The 18,411-nt window shown below is 36.4% G+C and carries 10 protein-coding genes; 5 read left to right on the top strand and 5 right to left on the bottom strand.

Annotation, left to right across the window (positions count from 1 at the left end; all coding sequences use genetic code 11):
- Window positions 1-36: 36 nt before the first annotated feature.
- The 3 genes from JG554_RS01050 to JG554_RS01060 are packed head-to-tail and all read right to left on the bottom strand — an operon-like array spanning window position 37 to window position 2,616.
- Window positions 37-603, bottom strand: coding sequence for an NADPH-dependent FMN reductase (locus JG554_RS01050; protein WP_046206956.1), 567 nt, complete (start codon window positions 601-603; stop codon window positions 37-39).
- A gap of 12 nt (window positions 604-615) precedes the next feature.
- Complete coding sequence (locus JG554_RS01055) at window positions 616-1,677, bottom strand: LLM class flavin-dependent oxidoreductase (RefSeq protein ID WP_064210014.1); 1,062 nt, start codon at window positions 1,675-1,677, stop codon at window positions 616-618.
- Window positions 1,678-1,689: 12 nt separating this feature from the next.
- A complete protein-coding gene (locus JG554_RS01060; RefSeq protein WP_046206958.1) occupies window positions 1,690-2,616 on the bottom strand; it encodes a VOC family protein in 927 nt (308 codons plus the stop codon).
- A gap of 369 nt (window positions 2,617-2,985) precedes the next feature.
- On the opposite strand from JG554_RS01060, the gene JG554_RS01065 reads away from it, so the two are divergent.
- Window positions 2,986-3,726 (top strand): sulfite exporter TauE/SafE family protein, encoded by a 741-nt coding sequence (locus JG554_RS01065; RefSeq protein WP_046206959.1) that lies wholly within the window; start codon window positions 2,986-2,988, stop codon window positions 3,724-3,726.
- A gap of 65 nt (window positions 3,727-3,791) precedes the next feature.
- Here JG554_RS01065 and JG554_RS01070 read toward each other — a convergent pair whose 3' ends face one another.
- On the bottom strand, window positions 3,792-4,205 hold the full coding sequence (locus JG554_RS01070) for a DUF2871 domain-containing protein (protein WP_070038848.1): 414 nt from the start codon (window positions 4,203-4,205) through the stop codon (window positions 3,792-3,794).
- 375 nt (window positions 4,206-4,580) lie between these two features.
- Here JG554_RS01070 and JG554_RS01075 point away from each other — a divergent pair, with 375 nt between their 5' ends.
- A complete protein-coding gene (locus JG554_RS01075) occupies window positions 4,581-15,716 on the top strand; it encodes an Ig-like domain-containing protein (protein WP_203265345.1) in 11,136 nt (3,711 codons plus the stop codon).
- 191 nt (window positions 15,717-15,907) lie between these two features.
- Window positions 15,908-16,246 carry a hypothetical protein gene (locus JG554_RS01080; RefSeq protein ID WP_046206576.1) on the top strand — a complete coding sequence of 113 codons (339 nt, stop codon included), beginning with the start codon at window positions 15,908-15,910 and terminating at the stop codon, window positions 16,244-16,246.
- Between the two features lie 143 nt (window positions 16,247-16,389).
- Here JG554_RS01080 and JG554_RS01085 read toward each other — a convergent pair whose 3' ends face one another.
- Window positions 16,390-17,331 carry a DsbA family protein gene (locus JG554_RS01085; RefSeq protein ID WP_070037064.1) on the bottom strand — a complete coding sequence of 314 codons (942 nt, stop codon included), beginning with the start codon at window positions 17,329-17,331 and terminating at the stop codon, window positions 16,390-16,392.
- A 139-nt stretch (window positions 17,332-17,470) separates the two neighbouring features.
- On the opposite strand from JG554_RS01085, the gene JG554_RS01090 reads away from it, so the two are divergent.
- On the top strand, window positions 17,471-18,031 hold the full coding sequence (locus tag JG554_RS01090; protein WP_070037067.1) for a TetR family transcriptional regulator: 561 nt from the start codon (window positions 17,471-17,473) through the stop codon (window positions 18,029-18,031).
- Window positions 18,032-18,058: 27 nt separating this feature from the next.
- Window positions 18,059-18,400, top strand: a complete 342-nt coding sequence (locus tag JG554_RS01095; protein ID WP_046206579.1) for a DoxX family protein — start codon at window positions 18,059-18,061, stop codon at window positions 18,398-18,400.
- Window positions 18,401-18,411 lie beyond the last annotated feature (11 nt).

Raw genomic sequence — 18,411 nt, forward strand, 5'->3', positions numbered from 1 at the left:
AGCAACCGTGAATTTTAATATATTGATGATCATTAATTAGAAATCATATTGATCTTCTTCTTCTTTCAAAACTTGTGCATATGCTTTTGAAGTACGTAATGTAGATGAAACTAAATCATCTATCCTAAATAAAATATCATCGTTTACAATCTCATTATTTGAAAAATCGCGTTCTTCTATAAATACATAAGTTTGCATAATATGTGCCTTCATATAACCTAATATTGGTTTTAGTTGTGTTTCTGGGATGAGATAATGTTTTGGCGATCCTGCAGTTGCAAGTATACTTACTATTTTATCTTTAAATGCATTAACTGGTAGTAAATCAAATACATTTTTTAATGTACCGGGAATAGAAGCTTGGAAAATTGGGAATCCGATAAAAATGACATCAGCATTCATCAAAGTTTGCGTAAGATATAATGTATCGCCATTGTAATCTAAATAATTTCTGCCATCACTAAACACTAGTTCTAATTCTTTTAAATCAATAAAATTAATATGGTGTGTATCATCTTGATTCATAAGTGCTTGATTCAAATATGTCATAGCAGTACGCGTTTTTGAACCAACGCTGGAGCCAGATAGTAATACAATATTCATAGTATCATTGACCTACTTTCTTAAATGTTTTTTTACTGTTGGAATAATTTCATTGCCTATAAGGTCTATATTTTTCATGATTTTATTAAATGGAACACCGCCAAAATCAATTTGTGCCATAAATCGTTGGTGATTATATAACTCATGTTGATATAGAATTTTTTCAATGATTTGTTGTGGGCTACCAACCATTAAGGCATCTCTATAGTCAGGGGCCTTTGCAAATTGTTGTTTTGGATAACCTGCACCTCTGATAAATGACATTCCAACATTTAGATGCGGGTAGAATTCTTTTAAAGCATCTTGAGTAGTGTCAGCAGTATAAAATAAACTTGCTGTTGATACTGGTAAAGATTCAGGTGAATTATCATAACCATTTTCTTTTGCAGCTAATCTGTACTGTTCTATAGAATCTTGAAAAGTCATTGCTGGACCACCGAGTGTTGTAATCATCATTGGTATTCCTTGCCTACCTGCTTTGATAGCACTTGCTGGAGGTCCTCCGACTGCACGCCAAATAGGTAATGTGTCATCAATTGGACGTGGGAAAATCTTCATATTATTTAAATCAGGTCTGAATTTGCCTGACCAAGTAATTTTATCTGTTTTATTTAATTCCATTAATAAATTAAGTTTTTCTTCATAAAGTTCATCATAATTATTCAAATCTAATCCAAATAAATCAAATATACCTGTTCGTGAAGCACGACCTGCTACAATTTCAGCTCGGCCATGTGAAATTAAGTCTAAAGTAGCAAAATCTTCAAATACCCTTACAGGATCTGCAGCACTTATAATACTAGAAGAACTGGAAATTTTTATTGTTTTAGTGGCTTGTGCTACGGCACCTAAAACTACTGTATGTGCTTGTGTTGTAAAATGTTCTTGATGGCTTTCACCGATACCAAATACATCAATACCAGCCTGTTCAGCTAATTGACTAGCTTCAATAAGTTCATTAATTCTTTGTTCATAACTCACTTTTTCTCCATTATGTGGATTTAATAAATGGTCACCCAATGAGTAGAGTCCAAATTCTAATGGAGTATTTTCATTCATTTTTAACTGTGCCATATAATCACCTTTCTATAATTCATGTAGATTATTTTCAATTTCTGTACGTTGTGGTTCCATAAAGTCTGGTAAATTTAAATGTTTACCCAAATCTTCTATTTTTGTATCTACTGTAAACCCAGGTTCATCCGTGGCAAATTCGTATAAAATACGGTTTTGTCTAAAATATAAAGATTTGAAAAAATATCGGTCTATAATTCCTGAGTTATTTTCAGGTTGTTGCTCTATTATTTTATGAATTGAATTTAAATCACTATCTTTTGGTGTATTAACAGCAATATGGTGCACATAACCTTGGCCAGGTCGAGCACGTTCACCTTGTTGTTCTACAATAACAAAATCAGTATATAATCCGTTATGATCTAAAGTCATCACGGTTTCGTTTAAATCACTTCTAAGTGTATATGATAAGCTATTTTTTAAAAAATCGAGTGTAGCTTGAGCATTTTTAACTCTTAGTTCTACAGGACCCATTCCTAAAATTTGGTATTGCTCAGGTATCTCAGTATATGGATTTTTTCTCCAAGCATTCGGTGTATAATAATTGTCATTAACTAATAAAATGATCTCCAAACCATCTATATCTTTAAAGGTAATGGCAGGCTGATTTAAATAAACTAACGGTGTCCATGTAATATTGAATTGACTTAATCTTTCTTTAAAAAAATTCAAAGCACTTTCGTCAGGTATAAGTAATGATAAGCGATATATAGAATCAGTTCCTGGACGGTTTTTTCCTAAAAGTGGTATTTCAAAAAAACTTAATAGTGTCCCAGCCGAACCAATTTCATCTCCAAAAAACAAATGGTACATTTTAGGATTATCTTGGTTAACTGACTTTTCAACCAGTCTTAGTCCTAAAATTTGAGTATAAAAATCTTTGTTTTTTTGAGCGTTTTTTGTATACATTGAAATGTGATGGTGACCAACGATATTCATATAATACCTCCTCGTAATAAACTTTCTAGTTGCTTGTGTTTTAAGTATGGTAGTAATAAAACTTCTCAATACTCATAACCACTATCGTGTAGATTAAACACTAACGGTATAAAAAATATACTAGTTTTGTATAATATATTTCCTTTTTAGAAAAAAAGCAAGTTTGAGCGTTTATGAATGATAGTAGAATAAAGCGTGCTCTGATTTTTAAAATATTATAATGAAAGTTTGATATAATCAATTTGATAGTTTATGAATGTTATTATTATAAGCGTTAGTAAGTGTTAACAAAATAAATTAATAAGTAACATAATATTAATAGAAGAGATATGGCTGTTATGGATGACGCATTGAATCAGGAGTTAAAGCATGGATTTATTTTTAGTTTACATTTTGATTTCTATATTTTTAGGTGGATTAGTCAGAACATATTTTGGTTTTGGGGAAGCACTCGTGAGTATGCCACTTTTAGCATTGATAGGATTAAATTTACATACATCTATTTCACTGGTGGGGTTGGCTGGACTAACAGTAGCGAGTTTAAATATATTTTTAGATTATAGAAATATAAAAATTAAAGTACTATTATTAATGTTGTTGGGGAGTTTATTAGGTGTTCCACTTGGTATTTTGATTTTACAGCATATTGCAACTTCATTTATACAAATTATGCTTGGGTTATTTTTAATATTATATGGTATATATGCGTTTGGAAAGATTACCTTTTTTAAAAATAGATATAATATCATATTAAAATCTAACATATGGCCAAGCCTAACAGGTATGATTTCAGGTGTATTAGGAAGTTTGTATAATTCACATGGTGTACCAGTTGTCATTTATGGCACAATGGCGCCTTGGCATATTAAAGATTTTAGAAGTACAATACAAGCCCATTTTTTAATTACAGCTATATTCGTAGTGATCGGTCAAGCATCTGGAGGAATATGGACCAGTCAAACGGTATCATTATTTTTATTGAGCATACCTTGTTTGATTATTTCAGTTGTTGTTGGAAAGTATCTTATAAACCATACGACTTATCATAATTTTGAAAAATGGATTTACTTGTTTATTATAATTTTAGGTTTTTTACTATTGTTAATATGAAAGTCAAAAGGTCGAATCGATTTCTATGTTTAGAAATGTGATTCGACCTTTAATTATATCTACGTTTATTTAGAATTGACATTAATACTTTTATTTAATAATACAAAGAATAAAATGAAAGCGATAGAAATAGCAATGTGACCTAATCCTGAAATACCAGCAATAGCAGGGCTCACTTCAAAACCTTTCATAGTTGCTATACCATTTACAAATTGCATAGCAACCGTTAATAATACACCGATATGATAGACATAAAAGAAATAGTTAAATAAAGTGGGGTGTTGAGTAAGTTTTAATTGGTGTTCTATCACCATAAATATTAAAAACATAATTGTACCTAAAACAAGTAAATGTGTATGTGTTACGTTTAATTGCGAATAACCACTAAAGTTTTCTGCTTTTGACATCTCTCTATAAAATAAACCACTTAGCATGCCTAATAATGTATAAAATGCTGAACTGAACATTAATCTTTTCATTTTAACGACCTCCTGTAATGAATGTTTAATTTAAATATAATGTAAGATTGTGAACTCTATATGAACGATTGAAAACTTCTTTATTTTTGTATGGCATTTCATTGTTTAATTAATTTTACAATTTAAAACAATTTTTTTATCATGCTTAATGGAGAAAATTGTTCGTAAAACAGAATTTCTGAAACTATATAGAAATTAACAATATTGAAAATATCTTGATTGTGGCATGCTAAAACATATAAATTTAAAATGGCGAACAACTGTAATTTGCGACATTTTTTCATATTAATAACTTACCTTTAAGAAATATCTTGATTTTTCAAATTAATTGAGTAGAATTAAATTGTGATAAAGTTTATTTTGAGGTGGGAAAAGATGAAAAACAAACAAGGATTTTTACCTAATAGGTTAAATAAATACTCTATTAGAAAGTTTACAGTTGGAACAGCATCATTATTGATTGGGGCGACACTTGTATTTGGAGTAAGTAGTGAAGCAAAAGCTGCTGAATTAGACTCAATTACGAATGATAATAAGGCTAATGATTCAGATAAAGGTGAAGCACTTGATGTGCAAGACATAAAAAGTGTAGAAGAAAATGACACAACGTTAAGTCGCAGTGAAAACAATGTTACTGAAGAAAAGACAGAAAATTCTGAAAATGGATTACAAAAAGAAGAAACTGATAATGATCTAAGTAAGAATCAAAAAGAGCCAGATAATAACGACGCAACCTTAGGTCAACAAGAAGAATATAATAACACTAATGAGTCTACAAACGAGAATGAATCTACAAATGAGGTTTTGAATAAACAAACAACAGAAAAAGCAGATACATCTGAAACAAAACAAGATGAAAACAGTGATACTTCACATTTAGATGAAGATAGTACGAACAAAGAAGAATCTGATCAAGAAAGAGCAACTGAAAGTAATGAAACAACAACGGATAACAATAAAGTAAAAGATTCAACAAATGAGACGTCAACAGAAACAACAACAGAAACAACAAAATATACAGATGTATCTAGCAATGAAGCGCCAACTGAAAAATCACTAGAAAAAAATCCTGACACTTCTAATAATACAAAAGAAGGCACTAGAACAGAAAATTTAGATGGGCAAAATGATAAACAACCATCAACTGAACCATCTTCTGATGATGAAAAAACTACAGAAATGACGAAAAATCCTGAAACGAGTAATCACACACAATCAAAATTAACAAAACAACTGTCAGAAACAGAGAATAAACAAAAGGCAGTTGAAGATTATTTAAATAGTCAGCTTTCAACAGAAGACACTAAAGCAATTTTAGAAAACGCTGATATTGATTATAAAAATACAACTGATGAAGCAATAAATATTGAAATTTTAAAGGCTTCAATTATTCAACTTTCGAATGAACAAGATAAAGCGAAAACGTTAGCCACTCCAAAACGTACTTTGTTGCGTTCAATGGCTACGCCAACTGCATTACGAGCAGCAGTAGAACAAAATGAAAAAGTTGAAAAATCACTGGGCTATATGGACAACTATACATTTGCATCATTGATTTTTGATCCAAGTAAGTTAGATTCACAAAAGACTCTAGACAGCAATGTCATTCCTTTTGATATTCATAGTTACATGTCAGGCTCAAATTCAGGGGATCGCTATAAAATTGATTTGAAATTGGATCCGAAAATAGCAAGTCATGTCACAAAAATATCTGCTAATCCTAGTGGTAGAAATACCCCTGTTGAATTTATAAGATTAAAAGATGAAAACGGTGATTTCACTAATACTTGGGAAATTAATTTTATCAGAGCAAATGATGGTTTGTTCGGAGGCGCTGAAATACTATCACAGTATACAGCGACTAACGGTAAAATAGAATTAGATGATACAGTGGGTAACATTTTGAATGCATCTGGAGAATTAAGTAATAATAAGTTGAATTATCAAATGTTTGTTAGAGATTCACTATCTAATAAAATTGTTAAGACTTCTGAAAGTAGCGGTTATTTCTTAACTACAGCTGACAAAGATTTAAGTCAATTAGAAAATAACCTTTCTCCAGAAAATAGTAATGCATTTAAAGCAAGTAGCGGCTCTGCTACATATGATGGTTCTGTGGGAAAACACGGAGGAATACTGATTGATCAACAAATAATGAAAAATGGTATTTTCGCATATTCTAAAGTTAAAGGAAAACAATGGTCATATAACTATCAAATAGATAAAGATTTATTACCTTATATTGAAGGAGTAGAACTACACACATATGACTACAAAGGTCTTTCGGGTTTTGACAAGACCTATCATGCTGGAGACAAAGTAGCTGATTTACAGCTTGATAGTATCGGTAATGGCACAATTACTAGTAATGACTTAAATAAATTAATCGAGTTTAACAATTCTTTACCTGAAACAGTAGGCGTTCGTATTGTAATTAAATTAAATCAAAGTGTAAATAATATATTAACTAAAGATGCAGAATATGATTCTGAAGGTAATCTTATTCGAGAAACAACAAAACAAAAAGAAGATTTTACTTTCGCAGGTTATTTAACTGATAGTAATAATCTTTTAATAAATAATACGTTAGGGACTTCAACTTTAGCACTACAAGATTATGATAAAGATGGTTTACTAGATCGATATGAACGACAAGTATCACTTTCAGATCCTGAAAACGAAGATACAGATGGAGATGGTAAAAATGACGGTGATGAAGTCATCAATTATAAAACGTCACCATTAGTAGGTAAACCTGATGCGGCCGATATTACAAATGAGGCTAGAGTTGTAACTGGGTCAGTTCCATTAAAAGAAGGTGCAGCAACTCAAACTGCAAAAGTGTTAGATGCAAATGGAAAAGTCATTGGTACATCAACAGTCAATCCTGATGGCACTTTCTCAGTATCTATACCACAATCACCTGAGGGCACCTACACTATCGCAATCGATTCACCTAATTATGAAAATGATGAAGTGAATACATTCGAAGTTATTGATATTTCCAAGGTACCAACACCATCAATTAATCCAGTTGATGACAATGATACAGTAATTAAAGTTAATGGTGCAGCAGGTGCAACTGTTACGATTAAAGATAATAACAATGTTGAAATTGGAAAAGTTCAAATTCCCAATGATGGTTCAGCAGCCTCTTTAACATTGAATCAACCATTGAAAGCTGGAACTATTTTAACTGCAACAGCTAGTAAAGGTGGAAAAACAAGTGAAGTTTCAGATCAAATTACAGTAACAGATGCGACAGCACCAGACGCACCAGTGATAAATCCAATAACAAGTAAAGCCACACAAGTAACTGGGACAGCAGAACCTAATTCAACAGTAACTGTTGCTTTCCCAGGTGGTGGTAAAGTTTCAACAACTGCTGACAGTCAGGGTAAATATGCAGTAGATATACCGAGTGGTGTCACTCTTCAAGGTGGCGAAGTATTTAAAGCTATAGCAACAGATAAAGCAGGTAATGAATCACCTGTTGCGACGCGTATAGTAACAGACATAACAGCTCCAGATGCTCCTACATTAAATGACGTCAATAGTAATAGTAAGCAATTGAATGGGCAAGCAGAAGCAAATTCAACAGTTAGTGTGACATTCCCGAGTGGCGAAGTTGTAGATGCAGTAGCAGATCAAGATGGAAACTTCACAGTAGATATTCCAGAAAACGAAGGATTACAAGGTTGGGAAACGATAGTAGCTACGTCGAAGGACAAAGCAGGTAACGTTTCTCAAAAAGGTAGCACTCAAGTCATAGATGCAACAGCGCCAGATGCACCACAAATAAGCCATGTGACAAGTGTAAGTACAGAGGTTAAAGGCACAGCAGAAGCAAATTCGACAGTTAGTGTGACATTCCCAAGTGGCAAAGTTGTGGAAACTAAAGCTGATCAAGATGGGAATTTCACTGTAACTATCCCAGAAAATGAAGGGTTACAAGGTAAAGAAACGATCAGTGCTACATCAAAAGATAGTGCTGGTAATGTTTCTCATGCTGGATCAACAACAGTAACAGATGCAACAGCACCTGCACCACCAACGGTTAACAGTGTAACTAGCCAAGATAAAAATATTAGTGGGACAGCAGAACCAAATTCTACAATAACAATCAAATTTCCAAATGGTGAAACAGCTACTGGTGCAACAGATGAAACAGGAAATTATACAATAGCAATTCCGAATGAAGTTAGTTTAGAAGGCGGCGAAGAAATACAAGTTACATCTACAGACGATGCTGGTAATGAAACAGAACCAGTTAAAACAACGGTAGTAGACACAACAGCACCAGATGCACCGACGGTGAAAGAAGTAACAAGCGAAGATACAACAATCGGTGGCACTGCCGAACCAGGCTCAACGGTTACAGTGACGTTCCCAGATGGCACAACGGCAATAGGAACAGCTGATGGCCAAGGTAATTACACAATAGATATTACGTCTGGTACTAAATTAGAAGGTGGAGAAGAACTACAAGTAACAGCAACAGATAAAACAGGAAATATTTCAAATCCAACTTCAACGATTGTTATAGATAAGACAGCACCGGATGCACCTAAAATAAATAGAGTATCAAGTGAAGACGCACAAATTGTGGGAAGTTCAGAACCTAATTCAACAGTCACAATCACATTCCCTGGTAATATCACGGTTGATGTAGTAGCGGATGAACACGGTAACTTTAGCGTAGATATTCCAGATGCTATTGATTTAATTGGTGGCGAAGAGATTCAAGCGATAGCACAAGATAAATCTAATAATAAATCAACAGAAGCTTCAACAATAGTAGTTGATGCAACAGCGCCAGAGGCACCAACAGTGAAAGAAGTAACAAGTGAAGACACAACAATCAGTGGCATATCAGAGCCAGGTTCAACAGTTACCGTAACGTTCCCAGATGGTACTACAGCAGAAAGTAAAGCAAATAACCAAGGTGGATATACAATTACTATTCCTGAAAAAATAGATTTAAAAGGTGACGAAGAACTATTAATATCAGCGATGGATGGTAATGGAAATATCTCAGATTCTATAACAACAACAGTGAAAGACATAACAGCACCTGCAGCACCAACGGTGAAAGAAGTAACAAGCGAAGATACAACAATTGGTGGCACTGCCGAACCAGGATCAACGGTTACAGTGACGTTCCCAGGCGGAACAACGGCAACAGGCACAGCCGATGATCAAGGTAACTATACAATTGAAATTCCAACAAATATTGACCTAAAAGGCGGAGAAAACATTGTCGTAACAGCGGCAGATAAAGATGGCAACAAATCAGAAGAAGCGACAACAACAGTTAAAGACACAACAGCACCTGCAGCACCAACGGTGAAAGAAGTAACAAGCGAAGATACAACAATTGGTGGTACAGCAGAACCAGGCTCAACGGTTACAGTGACATTCCCAGATGGTAAAACAGCAACAGGAACAGCAGATGATCAAGGCAACTATACGATTGAAATTCCATCAGATGTCAAATTAGATGGTGGAGAAAACATTATAGTTACTTCTAAAGATAAAGATGGTAATACATCAGAAGAAGCGACAACAACAGTTAAAGACACAACGGCACCAGAGGCACCGACGGTGAAAGAAGTAACAAGCGAAGATACAACAATTGGTGGTACAGCAGAACCAGGCTCAACGGTTACAGTGACATTCCCAGATGGTAAAACAGCAACAGGTACTGCAGACAGTGAAGGCAACTACACAATCGAAATTCCAACAAATATTGACCTAAAAGGCGGAGAAAATATTGTCGTAACAGCGGCAGATAAAGATGGCAACAAATCAGAAGAAGCGACAACAACAGTTAAAGACACAACAGCGCCATCAGCACCAACGGTGAACGGAGTAACAAGCGAAGATACAACAATTGGTGGCACGGCAGAGCCAGGCTCAACGGTCACAGTGACATTCCCAGGCGGTAAAACGGCAACAGGCACAGCTGATGATCAAGGCAACTATACGATTGAAATTCCATCAGATGTCAAATTAGATGGTGGAGAAAACATTATAGTTACTTCTAAAGATAAAGATGGTAATACATCAGAAGAAGCGACGACAACAGTTAAAGACACAACAGCGCCATCAGCACCAACGGTGAACGGAGTAACAAGCGAAGATACAACAATTGGTGGCACGGCAGAGCCAGGCTCAACGGTCACAGTGACATTCCCAGGCGGTAAAACGGCAACAGGCACAGCTGATGATCAAGGCAACTATACGATTGAAATTCCATCAGATGTCAAATTAGATGGTGGAGAAAACATTATAGTTACTTCTAAAGATAAAGATGGTAATACATCAGAAGAAGCGACGACAACAGTGAAAGACATAACAGCACCAGAGGCACCGACGGTGAAAGAAGTAACAAGCGAAGATACAACAATTGGTGGTACAGCAGAACCAGGCTCAACGGTTACAGTGACATTCCCAGATGGTAAAACAGCAACAGGCACAGCCGATGATCAAGGTAACTATACAATCGAAATTCCAACAAATATTGACCTAAAAGGCGGAGAAAACATTGTCGTAATAGCGACAGATAAAGATGGCAATAAATCAGAAGAAGCTACGACAACGGTAGTAGACACAACGGCACCAGAGACGCCAACGGTGAACGGAGTAACAAGCGAAGATACAACAATTGGTGGCACGGCAGAGCCAGGCTCAACGGTTACAGTGACATTCCCAGGCGGAACAACGGCAACAGGCACAGCCGATGATCAAGGCAACTATACGATTGAAATTCCATCAGATGTCAAATTAGATGGTGGAGAAAACATTATAGTTACTTCTAAAGATAAAGATGGTAATACATCAGAAGAAGCGACAACAATAGTTAAAGACACAACGGCGCCATCAGCACCAACGGTGAAAGAAGTAACAAGCGAAGATACAACAATTGGTGGCACGGCAGAGCCAGGCTCAACGGTCACAGTGACATTCCCAGGCGGTAAAACGGCAACAGGCACAGCTGATGATCAAGGCAACTATACGATTGAAATTCCATCAGATGTCAAATTAGATGGTGGAGAAAACATTATAGTTACTTCTAAAGATAAAGATGGTAATACATCAGAAGAAGCGACGACAACAGTTAAAGACACAACAGCGCCATCAGCACCAACGGTGAACGGAGTAACAAGCGAAGATACAACAATTGGTGGCACAGCAGAACCAGGCTCAACGGTTACAGTGACATTCCCAGACGGAACAACGGCAACAGGCACAGCCGATGATCAAGGTAACTATACAATCGAAATTCCAACAAATATTGACCTAAAAGGCGGAGAAAACATTGTCGTAACAGCGGCAGATAAAGATGGCAACACATCAAAAGAAGCGACAACAACAGTTAAAGACACAACGGCGCCATCAGCACCAACGGTGAAAGAAGTAACAAGTGAAGATACAACGATTGGTGGCACAGCAGAGCCAGGCTCAACGGTTACAGTAACGTTCCCAGACGGAACAACGGCAACAGGTACTGCAGACAGTGAAGGCAACTATACGATTGAAATTCCATCAAATGTAGATTTAGAGGGTGGAGAGCTAATCAAAGTTGTAGCAACAGATAAAGATGGCAACAAATCAGAAGAAGCGACAACAACAGTTAAAGACACAACAGCACCAGAGGCACCGACGGTGAACGGAGTGACAAGTGAAGCTACAACAGTAAGTGGCACAGCAGAGCCAGGCTCAACAGTTACCGTGACGTTCCCAGACGGTAAAACGGCAACAGGCACAGCTGATGATCAAGGCAACTATACGATTGAAATTCCATCAGATGTCAAATTAGATGGTGGAGAAAACATTATAGTTACTTCTAAAGATAAAGATGGTAATACATCAGAAGAAGCGACAACAACAGTTAAAGACACAACAGCGCCATCAGCACCAACGGTGAACGGAGTAACAAGCGAAGATACAACAATTGGTGGCACGGCAGAGCCAGGATCAACGGTCACAGTGACATTCCCAGGCGGTAAAACGGCAACAGGCACAGCTGATGATCAAGGCAACTATACGATTGAAATTCCATCAGATGTCAAATTAGAAGGTGGAGAGCCAATCAAAGTTGTAGCGGCAGACAAAGATGGCAACAAATCAGAAGAAGCGACAACAACAGTTAAAGACACAACGGCGCCATCAGCACCGACGGTGAAAGAAGTAACAAGCGAAGATACAACAATTGGTGGTACAGCAGAACCAGGCTCAACGGTTACAGTGACATTCCCAGATGGTAAAACAGCAACAGGCACAGCCGATGATCAAGGTAACTATACAATCGAAATTCCAACAAATGTTGACCTAAAAGGCGGAGAAAACATTGTCGTAACAGCAACAGATAAAGATGGCAACAAATCAGAAGAAGCGACGACAACAGTTAAAGACACAACAGCACCAGAGGCACCAACGGTGAAAGAAGTAACAAGTGAAGCTACAACAGTAAGTGGCACAGCAGAGCCAGGCTCAACGGTAACCGTAACGTTCCCAGATGGAACAACGGCAACAGGTACAACTGATGATCAAGGTAACTACACAGTTGATATTCCATCAAATGTAGATTTAGAAGGTGGAGAGCCAATCAAAGTTGTAGCGACAGACAAAGATAACAACACATCAACAGAAGCAACGACAACAGTAGTAGACACGACAGCACCAGAGGCACCAACGGTGAAAGAAGTAACAAGTGAAGATACAACGGTAAGTGGAACGGCAGAACCAGGCTCAACAGTTACCGTAACGTTCCCAGATGGAACAACGGCAACAGGAACAGCAGACAGTGAAGGTAACTATACAGTTGAAATTCCATCAAATGTAGATTTAGAAGGTGGAGAGCCAATCAAAGTTGTAGCGACAGACAAAGATGACAACACGTCAACAGAAGCAACGACAACAGTAGTAGATACGACGGCACCATCAGCACCAACGGTGAAAGAAGTGACAAGCGAAGCTACAACAGTAAGTGGCACAGCAGAGCCAGGCTCAACGGTTACAGTGACATTCCCAGACGGAACAACGGCAACAGGCACAGCCGATGATCAAGGTAACTATACAATCGAAATCCCATCAGATGTTAAATTAGATGTTGGAGAGCCAATTAAAGTTGTAGCGGCAGACAAAGATGGCAACAAATCAGAAGAAGCGACAACAACAGTTAAAGACACAACGGCGCCATCAGCACCGACGGTGAAAGAAGTGACAAGCGAAGCTACAACAGTAAGTGGCACGGCAGAACCAGGCTCAACAGTCACAGTAACGTTCCCAGATGGAACAACGTCAACAGGAACAGCAGACAGTGAAGGTAACTATACAGTTGAAATTCCATCAAATGTAGATTTAGAAGGTGGAGAAGATATCAAAGTTACTTCTAAAGATAAAGTTGGCAATACATCTGAAGAGACAATGACAACAGTAGTAGATACGACAGCACCAGACGCACCAACGGTGAATGGCGTAACAAGCGAAGCTACAACGGTAAGTGGAACGGCAGAACCAGGCTCAACAGTTACCGTGACGTTCCCAGATGGAACAACGGCAACAGGTACTGCAGACAGTGAAGGCAACTACACAATCGAAATCCCATCAGATGTAGATTTAGAAGGTGGAGAACCAATCAAAGTTGTAGCGACAGATAAAGATGGCAACAAATCAGAAGAAGCGACAACAACAGTTAAAGACACAACAGCACCAGAGGCACCAACGGTGAAAGAAGTAACAAGCGAAGATACAACAATTGGTGGCACGGCAGAGCCAGGCTCAACGGTCACAGTGACATTCCCAGGCGGTAAAACGGCAACAGGCACAGCTGATGATCAAGGCAACTATACGATTGAAATTCCATCAAATGTAGATTTAGAAGGTGGAGAGCCAATCAAAGTTGTAGCGACAGACAAAGATAACAACACATCAACAGAAGCAACGACAACAGTAGTAGACACAACAGCACCATCAGCACCGACGGTGAAAGAAGTGACAAGTGAAGCTACAACGGTAAGTGGAACGGCAGAACCAGGCTCAACGGTCACAGTGACGTTCCCAGATGGAACAACGGCAACAGGAACAGCAGACAGTGAAGGTAACTATACAGTTGAAATTCCATCAAATGTAGATTTAGAAGGTGGAGAGCCAATCAAAGTTGTAGCGACAGACAAAGATAACAACACATCAACAGAAGCAACGACAACAGTAGTAGACACAACAGCACCATCAGCACCGACGGTGAAAGAAGTGACAAGTGAAGCTACAACGGTAAGTGGCACAGCAGAGCCAGGCTCAACGGTAACCGTAACGTTCCCAGATGGAACAACGGCAACAGGTACAACTGATGATCAAGGTAACTACACAGTTGAAATTCCATCTGATATAGATTTAGAAGGTGGAGAGCCAATCAAAGTTGTAGCGACAGACAAAGATAACAACACATCAACAGAAGCAACGACAACAGTAGTAGACACGACAGCACCATCAGCACCGACGGTGAACGGAGTGACAAGTGAAGCTACAACGGTAAGTGGCACAGCAGAGCCAGGCTCAACAGTAACCGTGACGTTCCCAGATGGAACAACGGCAACAGGAACAGCAGATGAAGAAGGTAACTACACAGTTGAAATTCCATCTAATATAGATTTAAAAGGTGGAGAAGAATTACAAGTAACAGCTACAGATAAAAATGGTAATGTATCTAAATCAAGTATTGTTATAGTAAGTGATTCAGGAGAAAACCCAGGTACAGGAGAAGAACCAGGTACGGGAGAAGAACCAGGTACAGGAGAAGAACCAGGTACAGGAGAAGAACCAGGTACAGGAGAAGAACCAGGTACAGGAGAAGAACCAGGTACAGGAGAAAACCCAGGTACAGGAGAAGAACCAGGTACAGGAGAAAACCCAGGTACAGGAGAAGAACCAGGTACAGGAGAAGAACCAGGTACAGGAGAAGAACCAGGTACAGGAGAAGAACCAGGTACAGGAGAAGAACCAGGTACGGGAGAAGAACCAGGTACAGGAGAAGAACCAGGTACAGGAGAAGAACCAGGTACAGGAGAAGAACCAGGTACAGGAGAAGAACCAGGTACAGGAGAAGAACCAGGTACAGGAGAAGAACCAGGTACAGGAGAAGAACCAGGTACAGGAGAAGAACCAGGTACGGGAAAAGAACCAGGTACGGGAGAAAACCCAGGTACGGGAGAAAATCCAAGTACAGAAGGAAACTCAAATACTCAAGAACCGAAATCAGGAGAAAGTTCAGATATAAGCCAACCATCTAAACGCGATCATATTTCAGAGTTAGAACAAAATCAAACTTCAAAAATAGTAAATGATCGTTCCGATAACTCTAGAAAAATTAATGATAATAGATCTGAATTACCTGAAACAGGAAAAGATGAAATTAATAAAGGTACTTTATTTGGTTCATTATTTGCAGGTTTGGGTGCGTTATTACTAGTTTTCAAACGTCGTAGAAAAAATGAAGAAGATAAATAATTAATAAATTATAAAAATAGTATTAAATAAAGAAACCTGAGACATGTGCAGTCTCAGGTTTTTTACTATCTAATTATTGTTTAAATAAAACTGATTATAAATTGAGTTTGATTTATTATGAATAGTTTATTAATTGTGCGTAATATGTATATACTAATTATAGATATAAAAAATTAAAATGGGGTTTCTGTATGTATATCATCGTTCAATATAGCAGAGGTAACACACTATTTTACTTGCGTAATAGAAATCAAGAACCAATCAATTCAAAAGTAGTAGCAATTTCTAAAACCAAATATAATGAAGGATTGTTACAACACATCTATAGGATACTTTCTCAAACGAATCATAGTGTTAAAGAAATAGACTTTGTAGTAATAGAAATGAATGACATAGAATCAATAAAAATAAATGCAGTTTGTGAAGTGAGTAGGTATTTAGAAGCGCAGCTAAATAAAAATATCATTGTAACTAATAGTATAGAAACTTTTAATTACAATGAATATTTGAAAAAATATAAAACGACATGAGTAAGAATATAAATGCAATAAAGTGACACTTTATATAAACATATTTGATAAATTGATTGAATTTCACCTGCATTGAGCAAGTACATATAGTGTTTGATGAACGTAAGCCATTTCGCTCACAATGTCAGTTAGATTGTCATATATTACGATAAAATAAATTCATAATAATTTTCACCAAGGATATTTTTGGCTGTGTAAACTGAAGGACTCAAATTTTGTTCAACGAAATTTGGTACTTCGCCTTGCGCAATATCATACATAATTTCAATTTCTTTAGAAAATAAACGATGTTGTTTTTTTAAATATAATTCTAAATCTGGCAATGGTTTTGAAACGGTTTTTCCATTATTGTTAAGTTTTTTAAGTGTATCTATATAAACATTTAAATCTCTAGCACCTACAATTTTGGTACCTTGGTTATCATGATTTACTATGACAACTGTAGGGAAACCTCTGACACCTAATTCTCGTACTAAGTTAAAATCGCTTGAAAGTAGTTGCTGGCCTTGCGTACTATTTGCTAAATCAAAAATAGTTTCAATATTTATTGTTTTATTGTTTTTATATAAAGTTTGTACAATTGATTTAAGTATTTTGTTATCAGAAATATTTTGGTTAAAGACGAAAACAGCTTCCCTCACTAATCTAATAAATTCAATAGCAGAAGTCGGGGAATCTAATTGCTGAATCGCTTTATACAATCGAGATGCTGGGTATGAAGATTGCACAGGATCTAATTCCATAACTGTACCATCGATAGGCATGCGTGAATATTGACCTACTTCTTGCCAATGTGGTGTCACATCAGCTGATTTATAAATGCCATTAGCAGGATCAATAGGACCATCCCCCCAAGCTTCTAAAAGACCACCCATAATCATTTGAAAATTAAACAAATGACCGTACTGAACTAACAGTTTATTTAAAATTGGTTCGAAAGCCCAACAATGTGAACACATAGGATCAGTTATATAATATAAAGTTAAATTAGGACTTTGGTTGTTCAAGTTTATGTTTTCTACTTCATTTTCTTCACTCGGTTTGCAAACACCTGAATACATATCACATACCATATTTTTTTCCATAATTGTACCTCCGTAGTTTAATTAAATTGATATACTCTTATGATAAGTAGTAATATGAATAATAAGTACCAACAAATTGTAGAAAATGTTGAATATTCAACATCCAGAATTAAATGTTGGGAGAAAATGAGGGAGTCGAATGGTACAATCAAAATCAGACTTGCGCGTCACTAAAACGAGAAAATCTATCATGCAAGCTTTTATCAAATTGTCTGGTGTTAAAGATTTTAAAAGTATAACTGTAAAAGATATTACACAAGAGGCACTTATTAATAGAGCTACGTTTTATTATCATTTCAGTGATATCTATGATTTGTTAGAAAAAGCGCTTGCTGAGGAACTATTAATTAATTTAAATTATGAATATTTTGAATATAAACCATTGAGTGAAAATACAATTATCGACATCTTTAAAGTAGTGGCAGAGTTTCAATTGTCTTTAAATAGAAGATGTCATAGGAGTTATCCTGAGACAATAGACCATATTGTTCAAGAACATATTGCAAATGTATTGTATAAATTGTTGAATGATATTGACTTTGAAGAAGATAGTACACGACAATTGGCTGCAAACATGATAAGTGCAAGTATCTATAAAGCAGCTGAAACATGGTACCAAAAGGATAGTGAGATGTTACCTGAAAATTATATTAAACGCATTACGCCTTATATGATTTCTGGTTTGCTAGCGTATGACTAAGATAAAAATGAAAAGGGGGTCGTTAAAATGAGTATTATTATCATTATATTGCAAATAATTTTGGGGATATTTTTTATCATGACAGGATCAAAAATTCTATCTGGTGCAATGAAACAAGATTTTGCGCGTCTTGGTTACCCACCTATTTTTAATCAAATTACAGGAATTTTTGAATTTGTAGGTGGTCTGGGGATGTTGATAGGTGTGTTGTATAATGTAATTGCTTTATTATCAAGTATATTACTAGGTGCAACGATGTTTGTTGGTGCAATTTCATTGATTTTCTTAGGCAAGGATCCAGTTAAAAAAGCGATTCCAGCTATTGTACTTTTTTTATTGAACTTTATAGTATTCATTTATTATATTTAAAGTATTTTCTG

The organism is Staphylococcus sp. 11-B-312, from assembly GCF_016743055.1.
GTDB classification, from domain to species: Bacteria; Bacillota; Bacilli; order Staphylococcales; family Staphylococcaceae; genus Staphylococcus; species Staphylococcus ureilyticus.